Genomic DNA, 25,032 nt, shown 5'->3' on the forward strand with positions numbered 1-25,032 from the left:
ACAATGGCCAATTCATTAATTAGCATACAAATTATTCCTAAAGGGGAAAATGTCATCCCTATGGTGGATGAAGCAATCAAGATCATTGAAGAATCAGGTGTCAAGTATGAGGTTCACCCGCTTGAAACGACAATGGAGGGTGAGCTTTCCGAACTTTTTGCCGTGATAGAAAAAATGAATGTAAGAATGATTGAAATAGGATCACCGAATGTCATTTCCCAAGTGAAAATATTATATCAGCCAAGCGGGATTACGATGGATACGCTAACGGAGAAATATCGGGCATGATCGGAAGGGGAATTTGGAAGAAGGGGGCTCCCTTCTTTCTTTTATTATTGTTGCTGATAGTATGGGAGTCAGTGACAGTCTTATTGAAAGTTGAAGAATGGCTGCTTCCCGCTCCATCGGCCATTTTCATGGAAGGAATTGAGTCGTCCCGCAATCTTTACGGACACCTTATATCCACAACCGAGCTTGCGTTGTCGGGTTTTTTTATTGGAAGCTGCATCGGCTTATTAATCGCGGCAATCTTACACCTATTTCCAGGTGTGAAGGACGCGGTTTATCCTCTGCTCATACTATCACAAAATATACCTATCATAGTTTTGGCGCCGCTGTTGGTGATCTGGTTTGGCTTTGGCATGCTGCCTAAGTTAATAGTGATTTCGCTTGTTTGTTTTTTTCCGGTTGCGGTTGCATCATTGGACGGTTTTCGTCAGACACCATACGAACTTAAGCATTATTTCAAGATGATGGGAGCGGGAAAAAACCAGTTATTTTGGAAGCTGGAACTTCCTCACTCGATCCCGTTCATTTTCTCCGGCCTGAAAATTTCGGCCACCTATAGTGTAATGGGTGCGGTTATTTCGGAATGGCTTGGGGCAAAATCGGGGATTGGTGTTTATATGACTCTCGCTTCCTCTGCGTTCAGGACAGATCGGGTGTTTGTTGCCATTTTCATCATTATGGGAATGAGTCTGATCTTTTTTGGAATCATCACCTTCCTGGAGAAATACTTAGTTTCTTGGAAGAGAAAGGAGGGCGAAAAGGATGAAGCTGGAAATTAATGACGTCTCCTATTCTTTCGATGGTAAACAGAATATATTAGAGAATATGAATTTCCATGTGGGTGATGGGGAATTTGTCACGATCCTTGGGCCATCGGGCAGCGGTAAAAGTACATTGTTCCACTTGATCGGCGGTATTTTGAAGCCGGAACATGGCATCATTTCACTGGATGGTAAAAAGATAAATGGCTTAAAGGGCCATATCAGCTATATGCCTCAGCAGCCTTCTCTTTTACCTTGGAGAACTGTATTGGAAAATGTTTTGCTTGGAAGTGAACTTGCTGGGAGCAGAGATAAAGAAAAGGCAAAAACCCTTTTGATGAAAGCTGGATTAGAAGAGTACGAGAAAGCATATCCGCATGAATTATCTGGAGGCATGAAGCAAAGGGCCGCATTCATTCGGAGTATCTTAAGTCCACAGGACTTGATGTGCCTGGACGAACCCTTTTCTGCCTTGGATGAACTGACAAGATTGCAAATGCAAAAATGGCTGTTGTCGGTTTGGGAAGAAAATCGGAGGTCGGTACTTTTTGTTACTCATAGCATAGATGAAGCGGTTTTCCTATCAGATAGAATTTATGTGTTATCAGCAAAACCGGCTGCTGTCATCAAAGAAGTGGAAGTTCCATTTCCAAGGCCAAGAAGAGAAGAACAGCTTCTTAGTGATGAATTTTTTAATATGAAGAGAGAATTATATGCAGCACTAAAGCCAACTGTTTCTACTTAGGGGAGGCGATTAAACTTGAGAATCATCGACAGTCATATCCATTTGGATCGGTATGATGTTGTTAAGCGGAAGCAGATTCTGTCAGACATGGAAAAGGTTCATATTGAATCCTTGCTGACTGTTTCCATGAATTTGTCTTCTTCCATTAACAATTATCAGCTTTCACTCAAAGATTCACGAATTAAGCCTGCCTTTGGCTTTCATCCAGAGCAGCCCCTCCCGAGTGATGAAGAAGTGAACGAATTATTGAACTGGATGCGGGAACATTGTCAAGATATGGTTGCCATAGGTGAGGTTGGGCTGCCCTATTACTTAAGACAGGAAAATCCCGATATTGATAACTCAGCGTATATAGTGATACTGGAGAGGTTCATGACCTTAGCTAAAGAGGTTGAAAAGCCGGTTATCCTTCATGCCGTCCATGACGATGCACCTATCGTTTGCGACCTTTTGGATAAGCATCAAATCACAAAGGCACACTTTCATTGGTTTAAAGGCGATATCCGGACAGTCGAAAGAATGGCCGAAAAGGGCTACAGCATTTCGATTACACCTGATGTTTGTTATGAAAGGGAAATACAGGAATTAGTTTCGGCATATCCACTTAAGCTGATGATGATTGAAACGGATGGCCCATGGCCGTTTGAAGGGGTTTTCAATGGGAAATGGACTCATCCCGGCATGATGCATGACAGTGTGCGTCAAATTGCTTCGATTAAAGGATTGCCGATTGAGGATGTCTATGAAATCCTTTATCAAAATACGAAAGATTTTTATTATATATAAAGGTACCGGTTATCATACCCGGTACCTTTAGTTCGTTATAGAAAGGTCCTTTTAACCTTTTCCCAAAAGGAATTGTCTTTTAGCTTAACGGTCTTGATGACTTTACCGCTTAACCGGACCTTTACCTTTTCGACATGGTCGATGCTTAAGGCTTCATTGTCCATTCCGATGATCGGATAACTTGGTCCGTTTTGTTCAAGGTGGACTGTCAACGTCTTATCACCGCTTAGGATGAATGAGGAACCTAAGGTCCGATAGGTATTATTATTGATGGAAGCAAGCTCGCTCACTTGAAAGCAAGGGAGAAGGGGATCGACAACGGCCCCATTGACCGATTTATTATAGGCGGTGCTTCCTGTCGGAGTCGCAATGATGATTCCGTCCCCGCGAAAAGTTTCAAAATGGAGTTCATCAATGAAAATATCCATGATGAACGTTTTGGTGATGGAAGACCGGATACTGAGTTCATTAAGGGCATAAAAGGAGGGCTGATCGTCCAATTGGATATCGATGGTTGGATATTTACGCACCTCGATTTGCTCTCTTGTCATGGCATCGATCATTTTATCACTGTCTTCCAAGTGGAAATCGCAATACATATTCAAGTTACCTGTGGTGGAAATGCCTGCATATAAACAGTCATCCCTGAACCCGGTTTTACGGGCTGCCTGCAGGAATGTGCCGTCATCACCGATGCTTACGATGATGTTTGCTTTTGTGAAATCCTGGATGACTTCATACGAATGTTGCTTCGCCAAGTCTGACAAGTATTCAACCTTGCTAAGCATCTCTGCATTCGGTGCATGGAAAAAATAAATATTCCTTCGAGTGTTCATCATGTTACCCCCCTATTATGTATGGTGATGAAAGGGCTTTCCTTTCTTTTTGAGAAGGGAAAGCCCGCCAGTACTAAATGCAGCTGCTCATTTCGTACACTTTTATATGACATAGTTTATCATGGAATGACGCACTTTTGTTATTCGTTTGAGGAAGCAGTATCGAAAAGAAAGAATGATTAACTGGATAGCGAAGCAGTTCTTTTTAGGAAGTGAAAATAGAATGATGGTATAATTAATTCTCAATAAGGGCTCTTTCAATCCCTGCCATACAAAGGGTATATTACCAAATGGAGAATAGGGTTCGGATATATAAGAAAGTAGGTTATGTATATGAAAGTACATATCATTGCCCCGTATGAATCAATGATTCCAATTATAAAAGCGTGTGTGCCTCTTTATCCAGATTTAGAAATAGGGTATTCGATAGGCGACTTGGAAAAGGGTGTCGAACTTGCGAAAATGGAAGAGGAAAACGGAGCGGATGCCATAATCAGCAGGGGAGGAACGGCCAAGTTAATTAAGAGGTCCGTCAATATTCCAGTGATCGACATGCACCTTTCCGGTTATGATATGATTCGTTCCCTGACATTAGCCAGTGAGCTTAAAGATAAAACGGCCATCGTAGGATTTTCTAACATAACATCAGGCGCCCAATCGATTATCGACTTATTGGACCTTCCTTTACAGGTATATACGGTCCGTGAATCAAAAGATGTAGCTCCTCTCATTTTGACTTTGAAAAACGAGGGTTATAAACAGATCGTTGGTGATGTGATTACAATAAATACAACCATCTCTTATGGAATGAAAGGATTCCTCATTCAATCGGGAAAGGAATCAATCATAAGGGCCATCAATGATGCTAGGGAAATGATTACCTATCTTCAATACAAAAGCGACATCAATAGGATGTTTGAAAGGCTTTTAGTCAAAGAAGTCCATAATATCGTCATTTTAAATAGTGATAATCAAATCGTCTATGAGCATTTAACGGATTTTGACTCCAACCCATTGAGCGATGATCAATATAGAACCATGAATGGAGAAGTGAACGTAAGTAAGCAGCTTCATACCAGTTTTTCACAGGATGGCAGCAGTATAGAGGTGGACGGCTTTTGGCATGATGGTTTGTACTCGTCATATGGGGTTTATGTATTAGATGCGAGTCCTGTGAAACGATTCGATCAAAAAGGTGTGCAGATCAAGGCAGCTTCTATATCAGAACCGATTGCCATGGATACCGTTCTGATAAATAATGTAACAGCACTCTATAAGAACCATGAAATCATTCAATTAAAAGGAAATCGAGGGACGGGTAAAGAGTTTCTTGTAAATCAAATACATAATGAACAAACAAAAAATGGAAAGCTCCTTATAATTGATTTCGAAGAATTCAAGGAAGCCGATCTTAACAAGTTGCCTCTTGAGCATATCCGCACCATAACTTTGAAGAATATCGATTGTCTACAGGATTATGAACCATTAAGAGAATTTCTAAGCACTTGCTGCAGAAAAAATCTATCGATATTCATTGTATCAAATGTTCAAATCAACGAAGCCATTGCTGGAAATTTTGCAATAAACACGATTCATATGCAGGATTTATCGCAACGTAAGAGCGATATAGGAAACTTAACGAAATTCTTCTTATCCTATTATCATCAAACGTATGGAACGACAGCTATGAATATAAAAAGTGATGCCCTTGCTCTTCTGGAAGAGTATTCGTATCCTAACAACATCGACGATTTAAAACAGTTAATTAAGCAAATAGCCTTAAATGAAAAAGAGTATGTGATACGAAAGGAAACCATTGAGAAAATAATAGCAGATAATAACATTCCGACTGATATCTTCGTTTCACAAAAAGCGACGCTAAAAGAAATGGAAAAGTATATCATTCAGCGAGTTCTGAAAGAGGAAAATTATAATCAAACGAAAACTGCCGAACGATTGGGGATCAACCGGGCAACATTATGGCGCAAACTTAAAGAATGACTTTAAGTTTGCTTTTTTTTTGATCAAATTGTTGCATTTTTAAACTATTTTCATTAAAGGTAGTTTAATATTTTTGTAAGTGTTGCTTTTATTAACATCATATTTTAATATAAACATTGTAAGCGCTTTAATAATAAAACAAAGGGGTTTTTATTATGAGAATTAAAGCAACGCTTGATCGTATCCCAGGGGGGATGATGGTTGTTCCGCTATTGCTGGCAGCCACTATCAATACATTATTTCCTAGTCTATTAAGGATTGGCGGTTTTACGGAAGCACTGTTCGTGAACAGTTCAAGTGCTTTGATAGCATTATTCCTTTTAATTGCCGGAACGCAAATCAATCTTCGTACAGCAGGCACTTCGGTGAAAAAGGGCGTTACACTTTTAACATATAAGTGGGTGTTAGGAGCACTGGTCGGCCTACTTGGATTCTGGCTGGCCGATAGTAACGGATTGTTTTTAGGAATGGCACCATTGGCAATTATTGCTGCCATGACAAATTCCAATGGCGGGCTTTATATTGCATTAGCCGGTCAGTATGGAAAGGAAGAAGACAAGGCCGCTTACCCATTTCTCGCTTTAAGTGACGGTCCATTCTTAACAATGGTAGCGCTTGCTATTTTCGGGACAATGGGCTTCGCTGATGGCATGTTCTCTCCAACTTCGTTCATTGCCGTATTGCTTCCGCTGCTAGTCGGGGTGGTATTAGGGAATTTAGATTCCGAGATGAAAGATTTTCTTTCTAAAGGAAGCGATAAGCTTGTTCCGTTCTTTGCTTTTTCATTAGGAATGGGGATTAATTTCACAGCGATAATCCAAGGGGGATTAAGTGGGGTATTACTTGGTGTGATTACAGTTCTCCTAACTGGTGGAGGAGGGTATCTGATCTTTAAATGGATAGGATGGAACCCGATTGTCGGTGCTTCTGAAGGTTCCACTGCGGGTAACGCTGTCGGGACTCCGGTGGCTATCGTGGCAGCGAATGCTTCATTCGGAATCCATGCAGAGCTTGCTACTGTACAAATTGCAGCAAGTGTTGTGACAACAGCTATCCTTCTCCCGATATTCATCGGCTTCCTATCCAAGCACTTGGATAAGAAGGGTGGAGTGGCTAAATACAATAATTAGGCTAGCCCATGTTTTGGAGGGGATTGAAATGAAATTAGCGATCATCGCGGATGATTTAACGGGTGCCAATGATAGCGGTGTCCAATTAGCTCGACATGGTCTTAAAACGACCGTACTATTTGGGTTGGATGAAGAAAATGTAAGGAATTATGATGCCGTCGTATTTGATACGGACAGCCGCTCCCTGGAGAGGCAAGATGCTTACGATAAAGTCAAGGCAGCAGCAGATTTTCTAAAGCGGGCTGGCTTCTCAACGATCTTCAAAAAGCTAGATTCGACAATGCGCGGAAATATCGGTGCTGAAATTGATGCCATGTATGATGCTATAAAACCGGATTTAGTCATGATTGCTCCAGGATATCCTAAAAATGGAAGATCCATTCTGGATTCTACCCACTATTTAAATGGTATTCCTCTTGGAGAAACAGAGATTTCCCAGGATCCAAAAACGCCTGTGACAAAATCATATCTGCCAGAGTTGATTGGTGCCCAGACATCACATCAAATTGGTACAATTACAGTGAAGGATTTGGAAAAAGGCAAAAACCATGTGAACGATAAGTTAAAAGGGTTTACAGAGGATTCGATAACGTATATCATCATCGATGCAACTGAAGAGCAGCATTTGAAGGACATATTGAATTATACAAAAGAAATGAATCTTGAAGTGGCCTGGGCGGGATCGGCAGGGATCGCCAATTACCTGCCTGACCATTATTCCATTCCACACAAGGAAAATCGATTGAATATCCCTATTTCAACTTTGCCGGTTCTTACAGTGATCGGAAGTGTAAATAAGAATTCACGGAAACAATTGAAAAAAATGTTGGAACAGACCCAGGTACATGCGATATCATTCGAGTCCCATAAAGCTGTAGGGGACGACCGGGAAAGAACAGAGGAAATCAGGAGAGTCTATCATGAGGCCATCCAAATGGCAGCAGAAGGGCACGATGTTGTCATTTATTCCACTGCAGAAAAACCAGATATTGAAAAGGCTTGGAAAACAGGCGAATCTAAAGGACTTACTCATACTCAGGTCAGTAACGAGATTGTGAAAGCGATTGGAACAGTATGTTCTGTCCTGTTAGAGAAACAATATTTTAAAGGTGTGACAATGACCGGCGGCGATACAGCCAAGCAAATATGCAATCTATGGGATGTAAAAGGTTTCGAATTGCTGGATGAACTGGAAATAGGAGTTCCTATCTCCAAATTCTTAGGTAATGACGCTATTTATGTCGTCACGAAAGCTGGAGGATTTGGTTCAGAGGACGTATTTATCCATGCGATGAATAAGTTGAAAGGGGAGAATGCTTGATGAGACCCATTATCGGAATTACTATGGGAGATGCGGCGGGAATTGGCCCGGAAATTATAGTAAAAGCATTGGCTCACGTTGAGGTGTATCAACAGTGCAGGCCGCTTATTATCGGAGATGCGAAAATAATAGAAAAGGTAAAGCCTATCGTAGGCTTTGAGGGGATGGTGCATGCCATAAAAGATCCTGCAGAGGCAAAGTATGAGTTCGGTTCGCTAGATGTTCTGGATTTGGATATCCTACCTTTGGATCTTCCGTTTGGAGAGGTTTCTGCAATAGCAGGAGACGGTGCCTTTCAATACTTGGCAAAGGCCATCGACTTGGCAAAGGAGAAGAAGATTCATTCAATTTGTACCGCCCCTTTGAATAAAGAAGCGCTTCACAAAGGTGGTCATATGTATCCTGGCCATACAGAGATTCTTGCTGACCTTACAGGTACAGATGACTTTTCGATGATGCTAACTACTCCCAATTTAAAGGTCATCCATCTGACGACTCATATGGGGCTGATTGAAGCTATCGAAAGCATTAATCCTGAGCGGACGTACAGAGTGATTAAGCTTGCACATGAAACGCTGACAAAGGCGGGCTTCCAAAACCCAAGCATTGCCGTTTGTGGTATAAACCCTCATGCAGGGGAAAATGGCTTATTTGGAAATGGTGAAGAAGAAGAGAAATTAATGCCTGGAATAGAAAGGGCACAGGGTGAGGGAATCAATGTAAGCGGGCCGCTTCCTGCAGATACATTGTTCTTCAGGGCTGGCCGTGGAGATTTTGATATTGTCATTGCCTGTTATCATGATCAGGGACATGCCCCTATAAAGGTTATGGGAATTGAGGCTGGGGTCAATATTACAGTAGGGCTCAAAGGCGGCATTGTCCGAACTTCCGTAGATCATGGTACAGCCTTTGATATCGCTGGGAAGAACATCGCTGATGAAAAAAGTATGCTTGCGGCCATTCAGTCAGCAATTGAATTAGCTCCAAAGCAATAAATATAGAAGCTGCCGGGATGAATCCCGGCAGCTTTTAAGTTTGGCTGATTTTCCGTTTAAGGCATTTACTACTCCTGCTAAGAATAAATTGGGGAAAAAAGAATATTTATTTCCGTGTATATCGTGATCTCTCTTTGTATAAATGGAGAGAAATATAAATGGAGATTGTGCAAAATGCACCAATGCATTTCCAATTAGAGGATTATTTGCTACAATTTTATATGTCTTAGTTTATCATGGAATGAAACATTTTCGTCATTAGTTCGTATGGTAAGAAGGATACATATATCTTAAGGGGGAAAACAGATGAATGGAAAGCGTTGGGCGGCACTTGGAATCGCAGCCGTTTTATTTTTTGTCTCTATTGCTGTAGGGGCGGCTACGACTCTATTTACAGCGGATACGGAAAATATCATTGATGAACTATTTGCTTCCGAAAGTGCATTTTACGAGGAAGTCATAGAAGGTGATGATTACTCAAATGTTATTGCCGTATTTGATGTAGAGGGCACGATTCAAGATACAGGAGAAGCCTCATTACTTAGTTCAGCAACATATAATCACCGTGCCTTCATGGATAAGCTGAAGATGGCAGAGGAAAATGATGATATCAAAGGAATCATCCTTCGGGTGAATTCTCCAGGCGGCGGTGTCGTCGAAAGTGCAGAGATCTATGACAAGATCCTTGATATCAAGAAAGTGAAAAAACCTGTCTATGTTTCCATGGGGTCAATGGCGGCTTCCGGTGGATATTATATTTCTGCACCAGCGGATAAGATATACGCCAGCCCAGAAACGATGACGGGTTCACTTGGCGTCATCATGCATGGGTATAATTACGAGAAGCTGGCCAAGAAGTATGGTGTTGAGTTCGAAACCATCAAAAGCGGACCACACAAAGATATTATGAGCCCGACCCGGGAAATGACTGGGGAAGAACGTGAAATACTGCAAAATATGATTAATAATTCTTATGATCAATTTGTAAAAGTGATTGCAGACGGACGCGGTATGACAGAGAAGGAAGTAAGGGAAATAGCCGATGGCCGCATTTATGATGGACGTCAGGCTAAAGAAAACCATCTAATCGATGATTTCGGCCATTTGGATGATGTAATTGCCGCGATGAAAACTGATATCGGTAAAAAGGATGCTCAAGTAATCCGTTATACAGATGAGGCAGGTTTCGGTTCATTATTCAGTATGGGTGCACAAAAAATGTTGGGAAATGATGTGGAAACGGCAGTCTTGACAAAAATCCTTTCCTCTTCAAATTCTCCACGCTTAATGTATTTGTATGCGGAATAGGGGGGCTGAAGGATGACGGAACGAAATGAAAACAATGAACAAATCGCTTCATCCAATCTAATGGCAGATCCAGGGGTTCCCGTTCAGCAGCAGGAATTTACACCAGCCAAGAAGGCCGTGGCGGATGACGAAGTCAAGAAAGTACATTTTGCTGGTTTTTGGATGAGGTTTTGGGCCTATTTAGCCGATCTATTGGTTATCGGAAGTTTGAACCGGATTTTGATTCATCCCATCTTCAAATTTTATGAAGGGACAGATGATCTCTGGTTTTCAGCAGAGGGCTTCTTAACAGGGGTCGTATTCTTCTTATACTTTGTTTTGATGACCAAATTCTTGAACCAAACCCTTGGCAAGATGATTTTTGGACTGAAAGTCGTTGCATTGAAGGATGAGAAAAAAAACATTTCATGGGGTACGATATTGTTCAGGGAGCTAATTGGCCGCTATATTTCAAAAGTCACTTGGATTGGCTATCTCTTGGCAGGCCTATTACCGAAGAAACAGGCTTTGCATGATGTCTTTGCAGACACGGGCGTTGTGTTGATCAGAAGATGATTTCTTCGATTCATAAATCTGTAAGAGCGTGATTTTCGCTTTTGCAGGTTTATTTTTTTTGCATATGCCGATAATGATAGGCTGAAGGGGTGTGGGTGCATGAAGTGGCTTTTGTTGATTATGGGTATCCTCATTTTGGTGCTGCTAATTGTTGTTTTCACTAAAGTAAGAGTGTCGATCGACTACAAACGTGTCCAAACGAATGACCTAATACATATTAAATTATCAGCTTGGTATGGGCTTTTTCACTATACATTCAAGGTTCCAGTCATCAAAATGGATGATGACTCGGCAGCTGTAGTAGTAAAGGAAGAGCAAGAAATGAACGGAAAAACCGAAAAGGAAGAAATGAAAAAATACACGGCCGAAGATTTGCGTGACGGATTCGCAGACAGTCTGGAGATGCTTCAGCATATAATCGGATTTCATGGGATCGTCCGTCAATTCACAGGGAAAGTCCAAGTCAAAAAATTCACCTGGCATAGTATGGTCGGTACTAAAAACGCTGCACACACCGGTGTTTTAACTGGAGCATGCTGGGCACTTAAAGGTTCAATCATCGGTTTGCTGACAACCTATTTCAACTTCCGGATCATGCCCTCCTATTCCATTACACCCGACTTTCAGAGATGGCAGGCAAACACGTCGATTTCCTGCATATTACAATTTAGAATCGGGCAGGCTATGGTGACTGGAATAAAACTGCTTCGTTATTGGAAAGGCGGAAAGCCGCATTTCAAGTCCAGGAAATTAGCGAAGCTATCAGGTGATTCCAATAAACAATCGTTCTAGAGTGGAGGAATTTAAATGTCAGATCATCCGATCCAAGGTTTAATGAAAGAAGCGATGGAAAATCTGAAAGAAATGGTCGATGTGAACACGATCATCGGAGATCCGGTGGAAACTCCGGATGGAAGTGTCATTTTAACCGTATCCAAAGTTGGATTTGGTTTTGCAGCCGGTGGCAGCGAATTTGTTATGGATGGTAACCATCAAGGACAGCAAGGTGATTCCAAGCAGCCTTTTGGAGGAGGTAGCGGCGGTGGGGTTTCCATAACACCAATTGCCTTTTTAATTGTCGGTTCCCATGGGGTGAAAATGATTCATCTGGATGAAGGGACGCACCTTCTCGAAAAAATGATGGATTTAGCTCCACAAGTCGTCGATAAGATTCAGTCCATGCTATCCAAGAAAGACAGTAATCAAAAGCAAGGAAGTAATCAAGGCGGCAGTCAACCAGCTGTAAAGAGGTACCAAGAACCTAAACAGGATATAGATTTCTAACTGTGACTCGGCATCCGCCGAGTTTTCTTTTTGCTGCAGTCTGCCATCAACATCAAAAGATTGGATGTCGGAAATGTGCAAGCACCATTCACATTTCCCAATTCAATTAATTGCAAAATTCCGGCAAAACAAATATTATTATGCTTGTACATATAGCAAAAAAGGAGGAATTATTAATGGCTTCAGTTACATTTAAAAACAACCCAATCACTTTAGTGGGACAAGAACTAAAAGTTGGGGACAAAGCACCTGATTTTACAGTATTGGCTAATGACTTATCACCTGTTACATTAAGCGACTCCAAAGGTTCTGTCCGCATTATCAGCGTGGTTCCATCCGTGGATACAGGTGTATGTGATGCACAGACACGTAAATTCAATGAAGAAGCGGCAAAATTGGATAATGTGAAAGTACTGACGATCAGTAACGATCTTCCTTTCGCGCAAAAACGCTGGTGTGCTGCTAGTGGCTTGGACAATGTTCAAGTTCTTTCCGATCACCGTGACCTTTCATTCGGTGAAGCATATGGTGTCGTCATGCAGGAACTTCGTCTATTGGCTCGCTCTGTATTCGTAGTGAACAGCTCTGATGAAATCACATATGTAGAATATGTGAGTGAAGGTACCAACCATCCAAATTACGAAGGTGCAATCGAAGCGGCTAAAGCGGCAAAATAAGATGCGAACTCTAAGAAACCGGGCACAATGTGCCCGGTTTTTTGTTTTAATGTTAATTTTCTTGTTGATAAACACCTTGTCGTTGAAGTGGACAGGGCATTCGTTTCTAATACACTGGTTTTTTATGATTTTTGACGAGTTTCATTTTTTATATACTGGATTTAGTTAAGGCTCTAAAGTCGGACCATTTAGTGGTAAAACAATCTTGCCAGACCACTCTTGACCATTAGGTGTACCAACTTTTATATCAATTTCATTAGGCCACGACGGCAATTGTCTTTGATGGGGCCCTGGAAAAAACCCCGCTTGTTGCCCTGCTCGAAATCCTTCTCGATACCCTTGTCGAAATCCTTGTCGAAACCCTTGTTGAAACCCTTGTTGCTGCCTGTTAAATTCATCTGCTGACTGTACACCATGTTGCTGCCTGTTAAGTTCTTCTGCTGACTGTATACCATGTTGCTGATTTATCGGATTAACCGGCCCATGATAGTATTGATATTCATTATCCATAAGATCACCACCTCATGTATGGTATTCTGTTTGGGCATTCATTGAGCCTTTCCAAATAAAAAAATACAGGGCAACAACCCTGTATTTTATTTACCTTTTAATTACTCATGGTTAAAAATTTTGAAAAAAGAGTGGCGTGCGAGAGTTCCCTCATATGCGGACTTTCAAATCGGAAAACAGTACGTTAAACAAACGAAGAATGATAAGCAGGACGTACGGCTTGTAACTCTTTCTTCTTACCTTTAAAATAGGGACAGAAGCAAACAGGAGGAATTAATAAGTGAAGTCTACCCCAGTTGAACAATTATTTTATGAATTTGATGAAACAGCCCAAATATTGCAAAGTGAACTATCATGTACGTATCTGGATGCCCTGGGTGAAACGGGCGAGAATTTCTTCCAAGGGAAAGTCCTGCAGGAGGAAATAAGTGAAGTATCGAAGAAAAGGTTAGGGAAGCATTATGCAGATTTTTCACCAGAGAAATATGAGAAGGAAGCAATCCGTAAAGCGTACCAGCTTGCTATTTTAAAAGGCATGCAGCAGAGCGTTCAGCCGAATCATCATATGACCCCTGATGCAGTCGGCATGTTCGTCAGCTATTTAGTCGGTAAATTCACCAAGGACCAAAAAGAGATAGTCATGCTCGATCCAGCCATCGGAACGGGGAACTTACTATTTGCGAACTTGAATCAGCTTACTGATAAAAACATCGCTTCATATGGTGTCGAGATCGATGAAACCTTGATCAGGCTTGCTTATGCAGGTGCCAACCTGCAAGAACACCCGCTGCAATTTTTCAACCAGGACAGCTTGGAGCCGCTTTTCATCGATCCTTCAGATGTTGTGGTCAGTGATTTGCCGATTGGTTATTACCCGAATGATGTGCGGGCAGCTGAATATGAATTGAAGGCCGATAAGGGACATTCGTATGCACACCATTTGTTTATTGAACAAGGTATTAAACACGCGAAGGATGGCGGACACCTATTCTTCATTGTCCCGAATAACCTGTTCGTCTCGGAGGAAGCTCCGAAACTCAATGATTTCCTGAAGAAGCATACACATATCCAAGGGATGGTGCAACTACCGCTTTCCATGTTTAAGAGTGAAGAGGCTGCGAAAAGCATCCTGATCCTCCAAAAGAAAAAAGAGGGTATCGAAGCACCGAAGAAAGCATTGCTCGTACAACTTCCGAAGATGTCGGATTTCGAAGCGACCAGGTCTGTCATGCAACAGATGGACGATTGGTTTAAAGAGGAAAAATAGTCAATGAAAGCTGATGCCGCAGGCATTGGCTTTCATTTTTTTTTGAAAGAGTGATTATTTGCAATTTTTCATTATTATTTGGTTGAATCCGCTTGCCATGATAAGATTGTACAATATACTTCACGTTTCGTTGAGATGAACATTGGAAGAACTAGCTTAGAGTAAAGGAGCAGGATGGATGTCAAAATTCATGGCTATTAATGCGGGCAGCTCTTCTTTGAAGTTTCAGCTTTTTGAGATGCCAAGTGAAAAAGTAATTACAAAAGGACTTGTAGAAAGAATCGGCTTGAAAAATTCCGCATTTACCTTAAGCGTCGAAGGCGAAAAGATTTCTGAAACGATGGATATACCAAATCATGAAGTAGCTGTAGGGCTTTTATTGAAAAAGCTGATTGACCATCGCATCATTGACTCCTTTGAAGAGATAGAGGGCGTAGGTCATCGGGTGGTGCATGGCGGTGAGATATTCAGCGACTCGGTCTTGATTACGGAGGACGTAATAGAGGAAATCGAAAAGCTTTCCGAGTTGGCGCCCCTTCATAATCCCGCCAATATCACCGGGATCAAAGCCTTCGGGAAAATTCTGGATGATGCGCCAGCGGTTGCGGTATTCGACACTGCCTTCCATCAAACGATGGCAGCAGGTTCATATTTGTACAGCTTACCTCTTGAATATTATGAAAATTACGGAATAAGGAAGTATGGGTTTCACGGTACTTCACATAAATATGTATCGCAGCGGGCTGCCGAAATGATTGGCCGCCCAATTGAAAAGCTTCGATTGATATCGTGCCATTTAGGGAATGGTGCAAGCATTACGGCCATAAAGGGCGGCAAATCAATTGATACATCAATGGGATTTACACCATTGGCCGGTGTTACTATGGGAACGCGTTCAGGGAACATCGACCCTGCACTGATTCCTTATATCATGGAGAAGACGGGAAAAACGGCAGATGAAGTTCTGGATGTCCTGAATAAGAAAAGCGGCATTCTGGCCCTTTCCGGATTTTCCAGCGACCTGCGCGATATTCAAGTTGAAGCGGATAAAGGCAATGAGCGGGCTGAACTCGCACTTAAAGTATTTGCAGACCGGATTCACAAGTATATAGGCTCCTATTCAGCTAAAATGGGAGGTGTGGACGGCATCATTTTTACAGCGGGCATCGGAGAAAACAGTCAAACCATTAGGGGGCGAATCTTGGAGGGACTTGAATTCATGGGGGTATATTGGGATAAGGATCTCAATCGCACCTCGGGTAAGGAAGCGTTCATCAATACTCCCTATTCCCCTGTGAAAGTTATGGTCATCCCCACTAATGAAGAAATAATGATTGTCAGGGATACCATGAAAATAGCTTTGAGCGAAACTTGGAAAACATGACTTCCTGTTTTTTATACCTATCCCCTTATCTCTCTGGTAAGGGGTCTTTCCCGTGAAGGCAGTATTCAAATTTCATCCTCTGAATCCGCCTTCTGATGGATTATACGGCCATGCAACCCATCCCTTTAAACACTGGATTCCCATCATCTGTTCTTGAAAAGCTTCCCTCTATGGTATACTTAAGGGAGAATCCACCAATTCTGTACATAGGAGGCTTGATGCATGGAATTCACGAACCGGGAAATGAAAGTTTGGAATGAAATTAGTGAATGGCAGGAAAAGCTTTATCAATATGAACCAACGGACCTTGCTGCATTGTATGATAAATGGTTGGAGGAGGGGTTCGCCCTGCTTCCGGAAAACGTCCAACAACAGTTTTTTGAAAAGCTTGATACCTGGCTTTTTCATTTGCATGCCATGGTTCAGAGCTCACAAGTTCAAATAGATGCAAGAGAGCGGATTTTAGCTTCTGCGCGCGTGTTTAATGAAGAAATAGAAACGTTGAGTGATTTGAATCACTTATCGATCGATCAGTTGAATTACATAGCCAATCAGCATATCGCTAAGCATCGCTTATATTCATTTGCACAAGGCGGGATGAGCGGATCAGGAGGTCTGCTTCTGCTAGGGAGCGATATTCCGGCCATGACGGTCATCAATGTAAGGATCGTACAGTTGATTGCGATGTCTTATGGTGTTGAGGTGAATACGCCGTTTGAAATGATGTTGGCCCTTAAGGTATTCAATGCAGGAGCGATGCCAAAAAGGCTCCAAGGAATAGCCTGGGAAGAATTGATCCGCGAGGTCCAGACCGCAGAAGATGACTATTTTTATTTGGGGATCGAAGAACTGACGAACCCTACCTGGATGGAACAGCCGCTGAAGCAGCTGTTGAAAGCATTATCCATAATTGTTTTTCGAAAAAAACTGGTTCGGGGCATACCATTCATCAGCATGGCCATCGGGGCTGGATCCAATTATCAAATGACCCGGAGTGTCAGTGAATTTGCCCAGAAGTTCTATCAATATCGTTATTTGCTGGAGAAGAAGGCTGATGAAGAATGAGTGTCAAGAATCATAAAAAAGCCATCACGGAGGCAGTTCGCTGCATGGTGATAACCGTCAGCGATACACGTAATGAAGAAACGGATAAAAGCGGTGCACTGATGATGGAATTGCTGAAATCGAATGGTCATGAAGTGACGGAATATGTAATCGTTAAAGATGAGCGGAAAGCGATTCAGGATGCGGTCACTTCTGGTAGCCAAAGCAGCATGGTTGATGTCATATTAACCAATGGAGGCACAGGCATCGCCAATAGGGATGTTACGATCGAGGCGCTCAAAGAGTTGATGACCAAGGAAATTCCCGGTTTTGGCGAGATTTTTCGAATGCTCAGCTATCAAGAGGATATCGGATCTGCCGCCATCCTATCCAGGGCGATTGCCGGAGTCGTGAACAACAAAGCAGTTTTTTCCACCCCAGGATCATCAGGGGCGGTTCGGCTTGCGATGAATAAATTGATTCTTCCGGAATTGGGACATGTCGTTGGTGAACTTCGCAAGGATTTATAAGAGGGATGCAAAAAAAGCCACAGTTTTAAACTGTGGCTTTTTTTGCATGGAATAGGCCTTAATTATGCATCTTTTCACTCACGGCTTGATTGGCACGATACCATAGCCATAAATCATTAATGATGGAAGCAAGTTCCGCAATTTCGGAATTGATTTGGCATGATTTGGCGAAATTACTCTCATCGGAGAGCCGATACTGCTTTCGGTTAATGGTGGATTCCAGTTCCTTGATGCGGTCCGGGATGCTTCCCCGGATATTCTCCCAGTGTACGAGTATTTGCTGTTGCTCGCCTTTTGTATATTCATCCCACTCCAGATTCAAATCGGGAATTGAGATGCCAAGCCGTTCATCATAGGTAAATAGCTTTTTCATATGCCCTCCGCTTTTCGATTTTTCATACTCCTAGTTTACTATATTCTTGCGGAAGCATCCAATGTGTAAATTCCCTGAAATATTAGCGAATTATTTAGCAAAATGTTTGAAATACTACTTGTATTCCATTAATAAAGATGATAAAGTACTAATCATAGATTGAATAAAAATAACAAACGATGAATTTTTATTCACACGAAAGGACGATGAAAATGAAAAATCAAAAAGTTGTTTTAGCATATTCCGGAGGTTTGGATACTTCCGTTGCAATTAAATGGTTACAAGATCAAGGGTACGAAGTTGTGGCATGCTGCTTGGATGTCGGTGAAGGGAAAGATTTAGACTTCATTAAAGAAAAAGCGATCACAGTTGGTGCGGTAAGTTCATATGTAATTGATGCGAAAGACGAATTCGCTGATGAATTCGCATTGACTGCTCTTCAGGCACATACTCTGTATGAAGGGAAATATCCATTGGTATCAGCATTATCACGTCCGCTGATCGCGAAGAAATTAGTGGAAGTGGCTGAAGCGGAAAACGCGGTAGCCGTTGCACACGGTTGTACGGGAAAAGGAAATGACCAAGTGCGTTTCGAAGTATCCATCTCCGCCTTGAACCCTAATTTGCAAGTACTTGCACCTGTTCGTGATTGGAAATGGTCTCGTGAAGAGGAGATTGAGTATGCAGCGAAAAATGGCATTCCCGTTCCAATCGGCTTAGCAAGTCCGTTCTCGATTGACCAAAACCTTTGGGGAAGAAGTAACGAATGCGGAATCCTAGAAGACCCATGGGCAGCTCCGCCAGAAGAGGCTTATGATCTGACAACTAGCCTTGAAAATACGCCAAATACTGCTGACATCATTGAAATTGGTTTTGAACAAGGTGTACCGGTTACATTGAATGATAAAAACTATAAATTGGCTGACCTGATTGTCGAGTTGAATCAAATTGCCGGCAAACACGGAGTTGGACGTATCGATCACGTTGAAAATAGATTAGTAGGAATCAAATCACGTGAAGTTTATGAAGCTCCTGGTGCGATGACATTGATAGCTGCACACAAAGAACTTGAAGATATCACGCTTGTAAAAGAATTGGCTCACTTCAAACCGGTGATCGAGAAGAAAATGACTGAATTGATTTATGAAGGACTTTGGTTCTCTCCGCTTCAAAAAGCTTTGGCTGCATTCCTAAAAGAAACACAAGTGAATGTAACGGGTACGGTCCGTGTGAAACTATTCAAAGGTCATGCGATTGTTGAAGGAAGAAAATCCGAGTACTCCCTATATGACGAAAAATTGGCTACCTATACAAAAGCAGACGAATTCGATCATGATGCAGCAGTTGGATTCATTAAGTTATGGGGACTTCCAACGAAAGTGAACAGCATGGTCAATAACAAGAAGGTGACAGTGTGAGCAGCAAGCTTTGGGGAGGAAGATTCACGAAATCTGCAGAAGAATGGGTAGATGAGTTTGGAGCTTCCATTTCCTTTGACCAGGAACTTGTGCTTGAAGATATTCAAGGCAGTTTAGCTCATGTAACCATGTTAAAGCAATGCAGCATTTTACCTGAAGAAGATGCGGATCAGATCATTGCGGGTCTGAAAAGTTTACAGGGAAAAGCTGAGAAGGGTGAATTGACTTTTAAGGTAGAGATGGAAGATATCCATCTTAACCTGGAAAGTATGCTAATAAGCGAAATCGGTCCAGTTGGCGGAAAGCTTCATACAGGAAGAAGCCGTAATGACCAAGTTGCGACCGACCTTCATCTGTATATGCGGAACCAAACGAAAGTGATTCTGGAACTCATCAATGATTTGCAAATAGCGATTTTGGGACAATCCAAGAAAAATGTGGAAACACTAATTCCAGGTTATACACATTTGCAGCGTGCACAGCCCATTTCATTTGCCCACCACTTAATGGCTTATTTTTGGATGCTTGAGCGTGATAAGCAGCGCTTCACCGAGAGTTTCAAAAGGATCAATATTTCTCCATTGGGTGCTGGGGCATTAGCTGGGACGACTTTCCCGATTGACCGTGACCTCAGTGCCGAGCTATTGGGGTTTGACGGAATTTACGAAAACAGCCTTGATGCGGTAAGTGATCGTGATTTTGCCATTGAATTCATGAGCAACAGTGCGACAATGATGATGCATTTATCCCGTTTCAGCGAAGAAATCATTCTCTGGTCAAGCCAGGAATTCCAATTCATTGAATTGGATGATGCGTTTTCCACGGGAAGCAGCATTATGCCGCAAAAGAAAAACCCTGATATGGCGGAATTGATCCGTGGTAAAACAGGACGGGTTTATGGGAACCTAACGGGGTTATTGACTGTTTTGAAAGGACTGCCGCTTGCTTATAACAAAGATATGCAAGAAGATAAAGAAGGCGTTTTTGATACGGTTAAGACCATTGTTGGTTCACTTAAAATATTTGCCGGCATGATTTCAACGATGAAAGTGAAAACGGACGTAATGGAAAAAGCAACAAGAAATGACTTCTCGAATGCAACGGAATTAGCTGATTACCTAGCTTCAAAGGGAATGCCTTTCCGTAAGGCGCACGAAGTGGTCGGGAAGCTTGTATTGTTCTGTGTCCAGAATGGCTGCTATTTAGTGGACCTAAGCATTGAACAATTCCAGGAAGCTTCCGAGTTGTTTGAGCATGATATTTATGATGCATTAAATCCCTATGAAGCAGTTAAACGCCGTAACAGTGCGGGCGGTACAGGTTTTGCCCAAGTCTTGCTGGCGATAGAAAAAGCGGAAAAACTGGTAAGTGAATAACAGGAAAAAGCTCGTTCACCGATTTGGCGAACGAGCTTTTTATCATTTTCTTTTATCAATTCGTACGCACAATCATTACATCACAGTTAGAATGGCGAACGATGCCTTCCGACACGCTGCCGATAAGGAAACGTTCGACTGCGTTAAGGCCCGTTGCACCACATACAATTAAATCGATCGAATGCTTTTTCGCTAAATCCCTTGGAATTTGAACTTTAGGAGAACCATATGCAACTTCTGTTTGAACCTTTGCAATCCCGGATGCAATGGCTTCCGTTTTATACTTGTCCAGTAGCTCATTTGCAAAGGTTTCAGAGTGATCACGGATAGTCATATCATAAGCTTCGACAGTAGGGAAATTCCTTGTATCCACGATATGTGTGAGCACAAGGGTAGCGTCACTGACTTTTGCTAAATAGATTGCCTTTTTTAGGGCCCACTCTGCTTCTTCCGAACCGTCCACTGCTACAAGAATATTTTTATAATCTATACTATTCAAGTGAATCTCCTCCTTCTATTTAATTCCTATTATACAATGATTTACCTAATGGATCTGATTTCAATTGTAACAAATTAGCGAATGTTTTAGCCAATGATCTGGAAATCGCAAAATGAAAAAATGATTCTAAACTTATTATGAGAAAAGATACCCCCGTCTTAAATGAAGGCGGGGGTATCTGGGTTACGTTATATTAAATGGTTAATACATTATCACTTTATGATTTGCAGGCTCTTCGGGAATTTGGTCAAAACTTCACAGCCGGTATCGGTGATCAGTAGATCATCTTCAATCCTGACTCCTGCAACATTTGGAACATATATGCCAGGTTCGATGGTATAAACCATTCCAGATTGAAGTTCAAGGGAATTCGTTTCAGTCAAGGATGGATACTCATGGACGCTGATCCCAAGTCCGTGGCCGAGCCTGTGCGGGAAGAATTCACCGTATCCGTTATTCCTGATGATGTTTCTGGCAGTCAAGTCTATCTCGGAACAGGATACACCAGGTTTACTGGCTGCAACGGCAGCTTCTTGTGCTTTAAGTACAGTTTCATATATCTCTGCCTGTTTATCATTGATATCTCCGTAAGCAACCGTTCTAGTGATGTCAGAGCAGTACCCTTCATGAACGACGCCCAGGTCAAAGAGGACAAGGTCGCCGCGCTGAACCTTCGTATTCCCGGGTGTGCCATGTGGGGAAGCGCCATTTTTACCAGTCAGGACCATGGTGGAAAAAGACATTTGGCTGACTCCGGCTTTTTTCAATTCATATTCTATCGCTGCAAGGATTTCCATTTCCGTTTTACCCTCATGAATTTCGCTGACACCCACTTCAATCGCAAAGTCGGCAAGGCGACATGCTTCACGGATTTTGACCATTTCATCTTCTGATTTGATCATTCGCATCCTTTGAAGTTTTTCTTCTGCGGAAACGAGCTTTGGTGCTCCGAAGTATTGTTGGACCTTTTCATAACGTTCTACATTCATATGCTCTTTTTCAATGGCCATTGTATTAATGGTTAACCCGCGATTCTCCACTGCTTGCTTAACTTTTTCCCATGGATTTTCAATGTCGGTGTAACCGATGATATCTCCAGCCCATCCAGCCTGTTTAGCATCCGGAACTTCCATCTGCGGGCAGACAAGGAATGGGTCGGCATTTGCAAAAATGGCAAGTGCCAGCAGTCTTTCGTGAGGATCACTAAAAAAACCGCTCAAATAGAAGATGCTCTCTGTAGATGTAAGTAAAGCGGCTTCAGTCTCATTGACCTGTAGCCAATTTTGTAGTTCTGTCAAACGTTCATTCATGACGATACCTCCATTAATAAGATATAATTACCTTAGCAATATTTAAAAGTATAGTAAATGGTAAAGACCTAAGAAAGCTACTTAAAAAATTAGTGGGTATGGGAAGGGAGCATCAAAAATGAAAGTATCTTTTCATGGACATGCAGTTGTAAAAGTCGAAACGAATGGTAAAACAATTTTAATCGATCCATTCATTACTGGAAACGAATTGACCGATTTGAAGGTAGAAGATGTGAAACCAGATGTGATCATCTTAACACATGGCCACAATGACCACGTCGGTGATACGGTTGAATTGGCCAAAAGGCATGATGCACTTGTCATCGGCATTGCAGAGATTGCCGACTACCTGGGTGCTCAAGGGGTTAAGACCCACGGGATGAGCATCGGCGGAGCTTTCGAGTTCGACTTTGGAAAAGTGAAACTGACGCCAGCTTTCCATGGAACGGGATTCAATAACGGAGAGGGGCAAATCATTTATCTGGGAATGCCTGCTGGCATATTGCTTACGATAGAAGGGAAAACGATCTATCATGCAGGGGATACAGCGGTATTTTCCGATATGAAACTGATCGGGGAGCGACATCCGATTGACTTGGCATTCTTGCCAATCGGTGACAATTACACCATGGGCCCGGAAGATGCAGCACTTGCAGCGAAATTCCTTCAAGCCAAACAAGTCGTGCCGATTCATTACAATACTTTCCCTGTCATCAAACAGGATCCTGACAAATTCATCGACTTGCTTGAAGAGGGAAATGGATTGATCATGGAAGCCGGGGATGAAATAGAATTTTAATAAGAGCGGGAGCCTGCAGGGGCTTCCGTTTTTTATGTGGATTGTATGGGGATAGCCGACCGAAATGACGGATTTCCCTTTAGCATTTGCCTTTTGCTCAGTTGTTTCCAGCGATAGGAAAATAAAGTCTCGTTCAGCAGCCAAGTCTTTTTTCCTTTCACAGGCATAAAATGAATAGATGAAAAAAGGGGGGGATTGGATGAAACAGAGGTTATTACTTTGTTTGCTTTTATGCGGTGTGATGCTGTATTATGCCGTGCCGCGTTTGTCGTTGGAAAGTGGCGGTCTGGAGAGTCTGTTTGCTGGATCCTGGCTGTTGTTTGCATTGTTGGCGGTAGCTGGAAACTTGACGGGCATACTATATTCTCCTAAGAAACAAAAGGTAAAACGACAGATGGAATACAAAAGGTTGCGTCAATACTAGTAGTTGTTTGATAAACTAGGCTCTTTGACCTTATAATGGGGAATAGGAATACCGTGAAAAGGGTGAAGCGCTTGGCTACAAAGCATGAACAAATATTAAAACATATCGATGGGCTCCCTGTTGGCGAAAAGATTTCCGTCCGTCAAATTGCGAAAGCATTGAATGTTAGTGAAGGTACGGCATACCGGGCAATTAAAGAGGCGGAGAACCAGGGCTACGTGAGCTCGATTGAGCGGGTAGGCACGATCCGTATTGAGAAAAAGAAAAAAGAGAATATTGAAAAGCTAACTTTCGCAGAGGTAGTCAATATTGTTGACGGACAAGTTCTTGGTGGGAAAACGGGACTTCATAAGACATTAAATAAATTCGTCATCGGGGCAATGAAGCTGGATGCCATGATGAGATATACAGGTGCAGGAAACCTGCTGATCGTCGGGAACCGTACACAGGCCCACGAGCACGCGTTAAAAGCTGGTGCAGCGGTGCTGGTCACCGGGGGATTCGATACGGAAGAGCCCGTTAAAAGGTTAGCCGATGAATTGGAGATGCCAGTCATCTCAACGAGTTACGATACGTTTACCGTCGCAACGATGATCAATCGGGCGATCTATGACCAATTGATCAAAAAGGAAATTTTGCTGGTGGAGGATATTTTGACACCCGTACAGGAAACGACCTTTTTAACAGTGGGTGACCGGGTTCAGACTTGGCATGAACTGAATCAGGAATCCGGGCATAGCCGTTTCCCTGTTGTCGATGACAATATGAAGGTTCAAGGAATGGTCACATCAAAAGATATCATCGGACAGGAAGAGCTGACGCTCATTGACAAGGTGATGACGAAAAACCCGATGACCGTAGGCGATAAAATGAGTGTGGCATCTTCTGCACATATGATGGTTTGGGAAGGGATAGAGTTAATCCCGGTCGTGAATGACAGTCATATCCTAAAGGGTATCGTGAGCAGGCAGGATGTGCTGAAGGCACTGCAAATGAGTCAAAGGCAGCCTCAGGTCGGCGAAACGATCGACGATACGATCACCAGCCAACTAGTGATGACTTCGAATCGAGGCAAGGGCGAGGAAGTGTATAACTATGGCGTCACTCCGCAGATGACCAATTACCTTGGGACCATTTCAAGCGGTGTGTTCACGACATTAGTCACCGACTCAGCAAACCGTGCACTTCGAAGCTATAAGCGCGGTGACTTGGTCGTGGAGAACATGACGATCTACTTCATCAAACCAGTACAGATCGACAGTACGCTTGAAATCCATCCGCGTGTCCTTGAGGTAGGACGTAAATTCGGAAAAGTGGATGTCGAGGTGTTTAACCAAGGCAAACTTGTCGGCAAGGCGATGTTGACTTGCCAATTGCTGGACCGATCATGAAAAATAAAAAGGATAATCGA

At 42.4% G+C, this 25,032-nt stretch carries 27 protein-coding genes; 22 read left to right on the forward strand and 5 right to left on the reverse strand.

Going from position 1 to position 25,032, the window contains the following annotated elements; genetic code table 11:
• The first annotated feature begins 3 nt into the window (after positions 1–3).
• The 4 genes from BS1321_RS19660 to BS1321_RS19675 are packed head-to-tail and all read left to right on the forward strand — an operon-like array spanning position 4 to position 2,580.
• On the forward strand, positions 4–288 hold the full coding sequence (locus tag BS1321_RS19660) for a thiamine-binding protein (RefSeq protein ID WP_034309193.1): 285 nt from the start codon (positions 4–6) through the stop codon (positions 286–288).
• Entirely contained in the window at positions 285–1,067 is a 783-nt protein-coding gene (locus BS1321_RS19665) for an ABC transporter permease (RefSeq protein WP_063232697.1), read from the forward strand. The genes BS1321_RS19660 and BS1321_RS19665 overlap by 4 nt, the downstream gene beginning before the upstream one ends.
• Positions 1,051–1,794: an ABC transporter ATP-binding protein gene (locus BS1321_RS19670; protein ID WP_063232698.1), complete on the forward strand. Its 744-nt coding sequence runs from the start codon at positions 1,051–1,053 to the stop codon at positions 1,792–1,794. Before BS1321_RS19665 ends, BS1321_RS19670 begins: the two co-directional genes overlap by 17 nt.
• 15 nt (positions 1,795–1,809) lie before the next feature.
• Complete coding sequence (locus tag BS1321_RS19675) at positions 1,810–2,580, forward strand: TatD family hydrolase (RefSeq protein WP_063232699.1); 771 nt, start codon at positions 1,810–1,812, stop codon at positions 2,578–2,580.
• A 35-nt stretch (positions 2,581–2,615) separates the two neighbouring features.
• On the opposite strand, the gene BS1321_RS19680 is transcribed toward BS1321_RS19675, so the two are convergent.
• Positions 2,616–3,416 carry an NAD kinase gene (locus BS1321_RS19680; protein ID WP_063232700.1) on the reverse strand — a complete coding sequence of 267 codons (801 nt, stop codon included), beginning with the start codon at positions 3,414–3,416 and terminating at the stop codon, positions 2,616–2,618.
• Positions 3,417–3,749: 333 nt separating this feature from the next.
• Between BS1321_RS19680 and BS1321_RS19685 the strand changes: the two genes are divergently transcribed.
• The 9 genes from BS1321_RS19685 to tpx all read left to right on the forward strand — a co-directional run bounded on the left by BS1321_RS19685 (position 3,750) and on the right by tpx (position 12,687).
• On the forward strand, positions 3,750–5,417 hold the full coding sequence (locus BS1321_RS19685; protein ID WP_063232701.1) for a sigma-54-dependent transcriptional regulator: 1,668 nt from the start codon (positions 3,750–3,752) through the stop codon (positions 5,415–5,417).
• 155 nt (positions 5,418–5,572) lie between these two features.
• Positions 5,573–6,547, forward strand: coding sequence for a 2-keto-3-deoxygluconate permease (locus BS1321_RS19690; protein ID WP_063232702.1), 975 nt, complete (start codon positions 5,573–5,575; stop codon positions 6,545–6,547).
• Between the two features lie 28 nt (positions 6,548–6,575).
• Entirely contained in the window at positions 6,576–7,868 is a 1,293-nt protein-coding gene (locus BS1321_RS19695) for a four-carbon acid sugar kinase family protein (protein ID WP_063232703.1), read from the forward strand.
• Positions 7,868–8,863 carry a 4-hydroxythreonine-4-phosphate dehydrogenase PdxA gene (gene pdxA, locus BS1321_RS19700; RefSeq protein ID WP_063232704.1) on the forward strand — a complete coding sequence of 332 codons (996 nt, stop codon included), beginning with the start codon at positions 7,868–7,870 and terminating at the stop codon, positions 8,861–8,863. The genes BS1321_RS19695 and pdxA overlap by 1 nt, the downstream gene beginning before the upstream one ends.
• Positions 8,864–9,169: 306 nt before the next feature.
• Positions 9,170–10,171 (forward strand): signal peptide peptidase SppA, encoded by a 1,002-nt coding sequence (gene sppA, locus BS1321_RS19705; RefSeq protein ID WP_063232705.1) that lies wholly within the window; start codon positions 9,170–9,172, stop codon positions 10,169–10,171.
• A 12-nt stretch (positions 10,172–10,183) separates the two neighbouring features.
• Entirely contained in the window at positions 10,184–10,726 is a 543-nt protein-coding gene (locus BS1321_RS19710) for an RDD family protein (protein WP_232522711.1), read from the forward strand.
• A 99-nt stretch (positions 10,727–10,825) separates the two neighbouring features.
• A complete protein-coding gene (locus BS1321_RS19715) occupies positions 10,826–11,518 on the forward strand; it encodes a DUF2953 domain-containing protein (RefSeq protein WP_063232706.1) in 693 nt (230 codons plus the stop codon).
• Between the two features lie 15 nt (positions 11,519–11,533).
• Complete coding sequence (gene ytfJ, locus BS1321_RS19720; RefSeq protein ID WP_063232707.1) at positions 11,534–12,010, forward strand: GerW family sporulation protein; 477 nt, start codon at positions 11,534–11,536, stop codon at positions 12,008–12,010.
• A 176-nt stretch (positions 12,011–12,186) separates the two neighbouring features.
• A complete protein-coding gene (tpx, locus tag BS1321_RS19725; RefSeq protein WP_034309176.1) occupies positions 12,187–12,687 on the forward strand; it encodes a thiol peroxidase in 501 nt (166 codons plus the stop codon).
• Between the two features lie 165 nt (positions 12,688–12,852).
• Here the strand turns inward: tpx and BS1321_RS19730 are convergent, their stop codons facing one another.
• Complete coding sequence (locus tag BS1321_RS19730) at positions 12,853–13,197, reverse strand: hypothetical protein (RefSeq protein WP_063232708.1); 345 nt, start codon at positions 13,195–13,197, stop codon at positions 12,853–12,855.
• Between the two features lie 280 nt (positions 13,198–13,477).
• On the opposite strand from BS1321_RS19730, the gene BS1321_RS19735 reads away from it, so the two are divergent.
• From BS1321_RS19735 to BS1321_RS19750, 4 genes are all read left to right on the forward strand, one after another.
• A complete protein-coding gene (locus tag BS1321_RS19735; RefSeq protein WP_063232709.1) occupies positions 13,478–14,464 on the forward strand; it encodes a class I SAM-dependent methyltransferase in 987 nt (328 codons plus the stop codon).
• A 178-nt stretch (positions 14,465–14,642) separates the two neighbouring features.
• The gene (locus tag BS1321_RS19740; protein ID WP_063232710.1) at positions 14,643–15,848 is read left to right on the forward strand and encodes an acetate kinase; all 1,206 of its coding nucleotides are present in this window, start codon (positions 14,643–14,645) and stop codon (positions 15,846–15,848) included.
• Between the two features lie 222 nt (positions 15,849–16,070).
• Positions 16,071–16,913, forward strand: coding sequence for an EcsC family protein (locus tag BS1321_RS19745; RefSeq protein WP_063232711.1), 843 nt, complete (start codon positions 16,071–16,073; stop codon positions 16,911–16,913).
• Positions 16,910–17,422, forward strand: coding sequence for a MogA/MoaB family molybdenum cofactor biosynthesis protein (locus BS1321_RS19750; RefSeq protein WP_063232712.1), 513 nt, complete (start codon positions 16,910–16,912; stop codon positions 17,420–17,422). Before BS1321_RS19745 ends, BS1321_RS19750 begins: the two co-directional genes overlap by 4 nt.
• A 58-nt stretch (positions 17,423–17,480) precedes the next feature.
• Here BS1321_RS19750 and BS1321_RS19755 read toward each other — a convergent pair whose 3' ends face one another.
• Positions 17,481–17,795: a hypothetical protein gene (locus BS1321_RS19755; RefSeq protein ID WP_063232713.1), complete on the reverse strand. Its 315-nt coding sequence runs from the start codon at positions 17,793–17,795 to the stop codon at positions 17,481–17,483.
• Positions 17,796–18,007: 212 nt separating this feature from the next.
• On the opposite strand from BS1321_RS19755, the gene BS1321_RS19760 reads away from it, so the two are divergent.
• Both BS1321_RS19760 and argH read left to right on the forward strand, forming a co-directional pair.
• Complete coding sequence (locus BS1321_RS19760; RefSeq protein WP_063232714.1) at positions 18,008–19,213, forward strand: argininosuccinate synthase; 1,206 nt, start codon at positions 18,008–18,010, stop codon at positions 19,211–19,213.
• The gene (argH, locus tag BS1321_RS19765) at positions 19,210–20,589 is read left to right on the forward strand and encodes an argininosuccinate lyase (protein WP_063232715.1); all 1,380 of its coding nucleotides are present in this window, start codon (positions 19,210–19,212) and stop codon (positions 20,587–20,589) included. The genes BS1321_RS19760 and argH overlap by 4 nt, the downstream gene beginning before the upstream one ends.
• A 55-nt stretch (positions 20,590–20,644) precedes the next feature.
• Here argH and BS1321_RS19770 read toward each other — a convergent pair whose 3' ends face one another.
• Together BS1321_RS19770 and BS1321_RS19775 are read right to left on the reverse strand one after the other, a co-directional pair.
• Positions 20,645–21,079, reverse strand: coding sequence for a universal stress protein (locus BS1321_RS19770; protein WP_063232874.1), 435 nt, complete (start codon positions 21,077–21,079; stop codon positions 20,645–20,647).
• Between the two features lie 221 nt (positions 21,080–21,300).
• Positions 21,301–22,398, reverse strand: coding sequence for a M24 family metallopeptidase (locus tag BS1321_RS19775; protein ID WP_063232716.1), 1,098 nt, complete (start codon positions 22,396–22,398; stop codon positions 21,301–21,303).
• Between the two features lie 118 nt (positions 22,399–22,516).
• Here BS1321_RS19775 and BS1321_RS19780 point away from each other — a divergent pair, with 118 nt between their 5' ends.
• The 3 genes from BS1321_RS19780 to BS1321_RS19790 all read left to right on the forward strand — a co-directional run bounded on the left by BS1321_RS19780 (position 22,517) and on the right by BS1321_RS19790 (position 25,012).
• Complete coding sequence (locus BS1321_RS19780; RefSeq protein WP_063232717.1) at positions 22,517–23,197, forward strand: metal-dependent hydrolase; 681 nt, start codon at positions 22,517–22,519, stop codon at positions 23,195–23,197.
• A gap of 199 nt (positions 23,198–23,396) precedes the next feature.
• Positions 23,397–23,621, forward strand: a complete 225-nt coding sequence (locus tag BS1321_RS19785) for a hypothetical protein (RefSeq protein WP_063232718.1) — start codon at positions 23,397–23,399, stop codon at positions 23,619–23,621.
• A 71-nt stretch (positions 23,622–23,692) separates the two neighbouring features.
• Positions 23,693–25,012 carry a DRTGG domain-containing protein gene (locus BS1321_RS19790; RefSeq protein ID WP_063232875.1) on the forward strand — a complete coding sequence of 440 codons (1,320 nt, stop codon included), beginning with the start codon at positions 23,693–23,695 and terminating at the stop codon, positions 25,010–25,012.
• The last annotated feature ends 20 nt before the right edge of the window (positions 25,013–25,032 follow it).

The organism is Peribacillus simplex NBRC 15720 = DSM 1321, from assembly GCF_002243645.1.
GTDB classification, from domain to species: Bacteria; Bacillota; Bacilli; order Bacillales; family DSM-1321; genus Peribacillus; species Peribacillus simplex.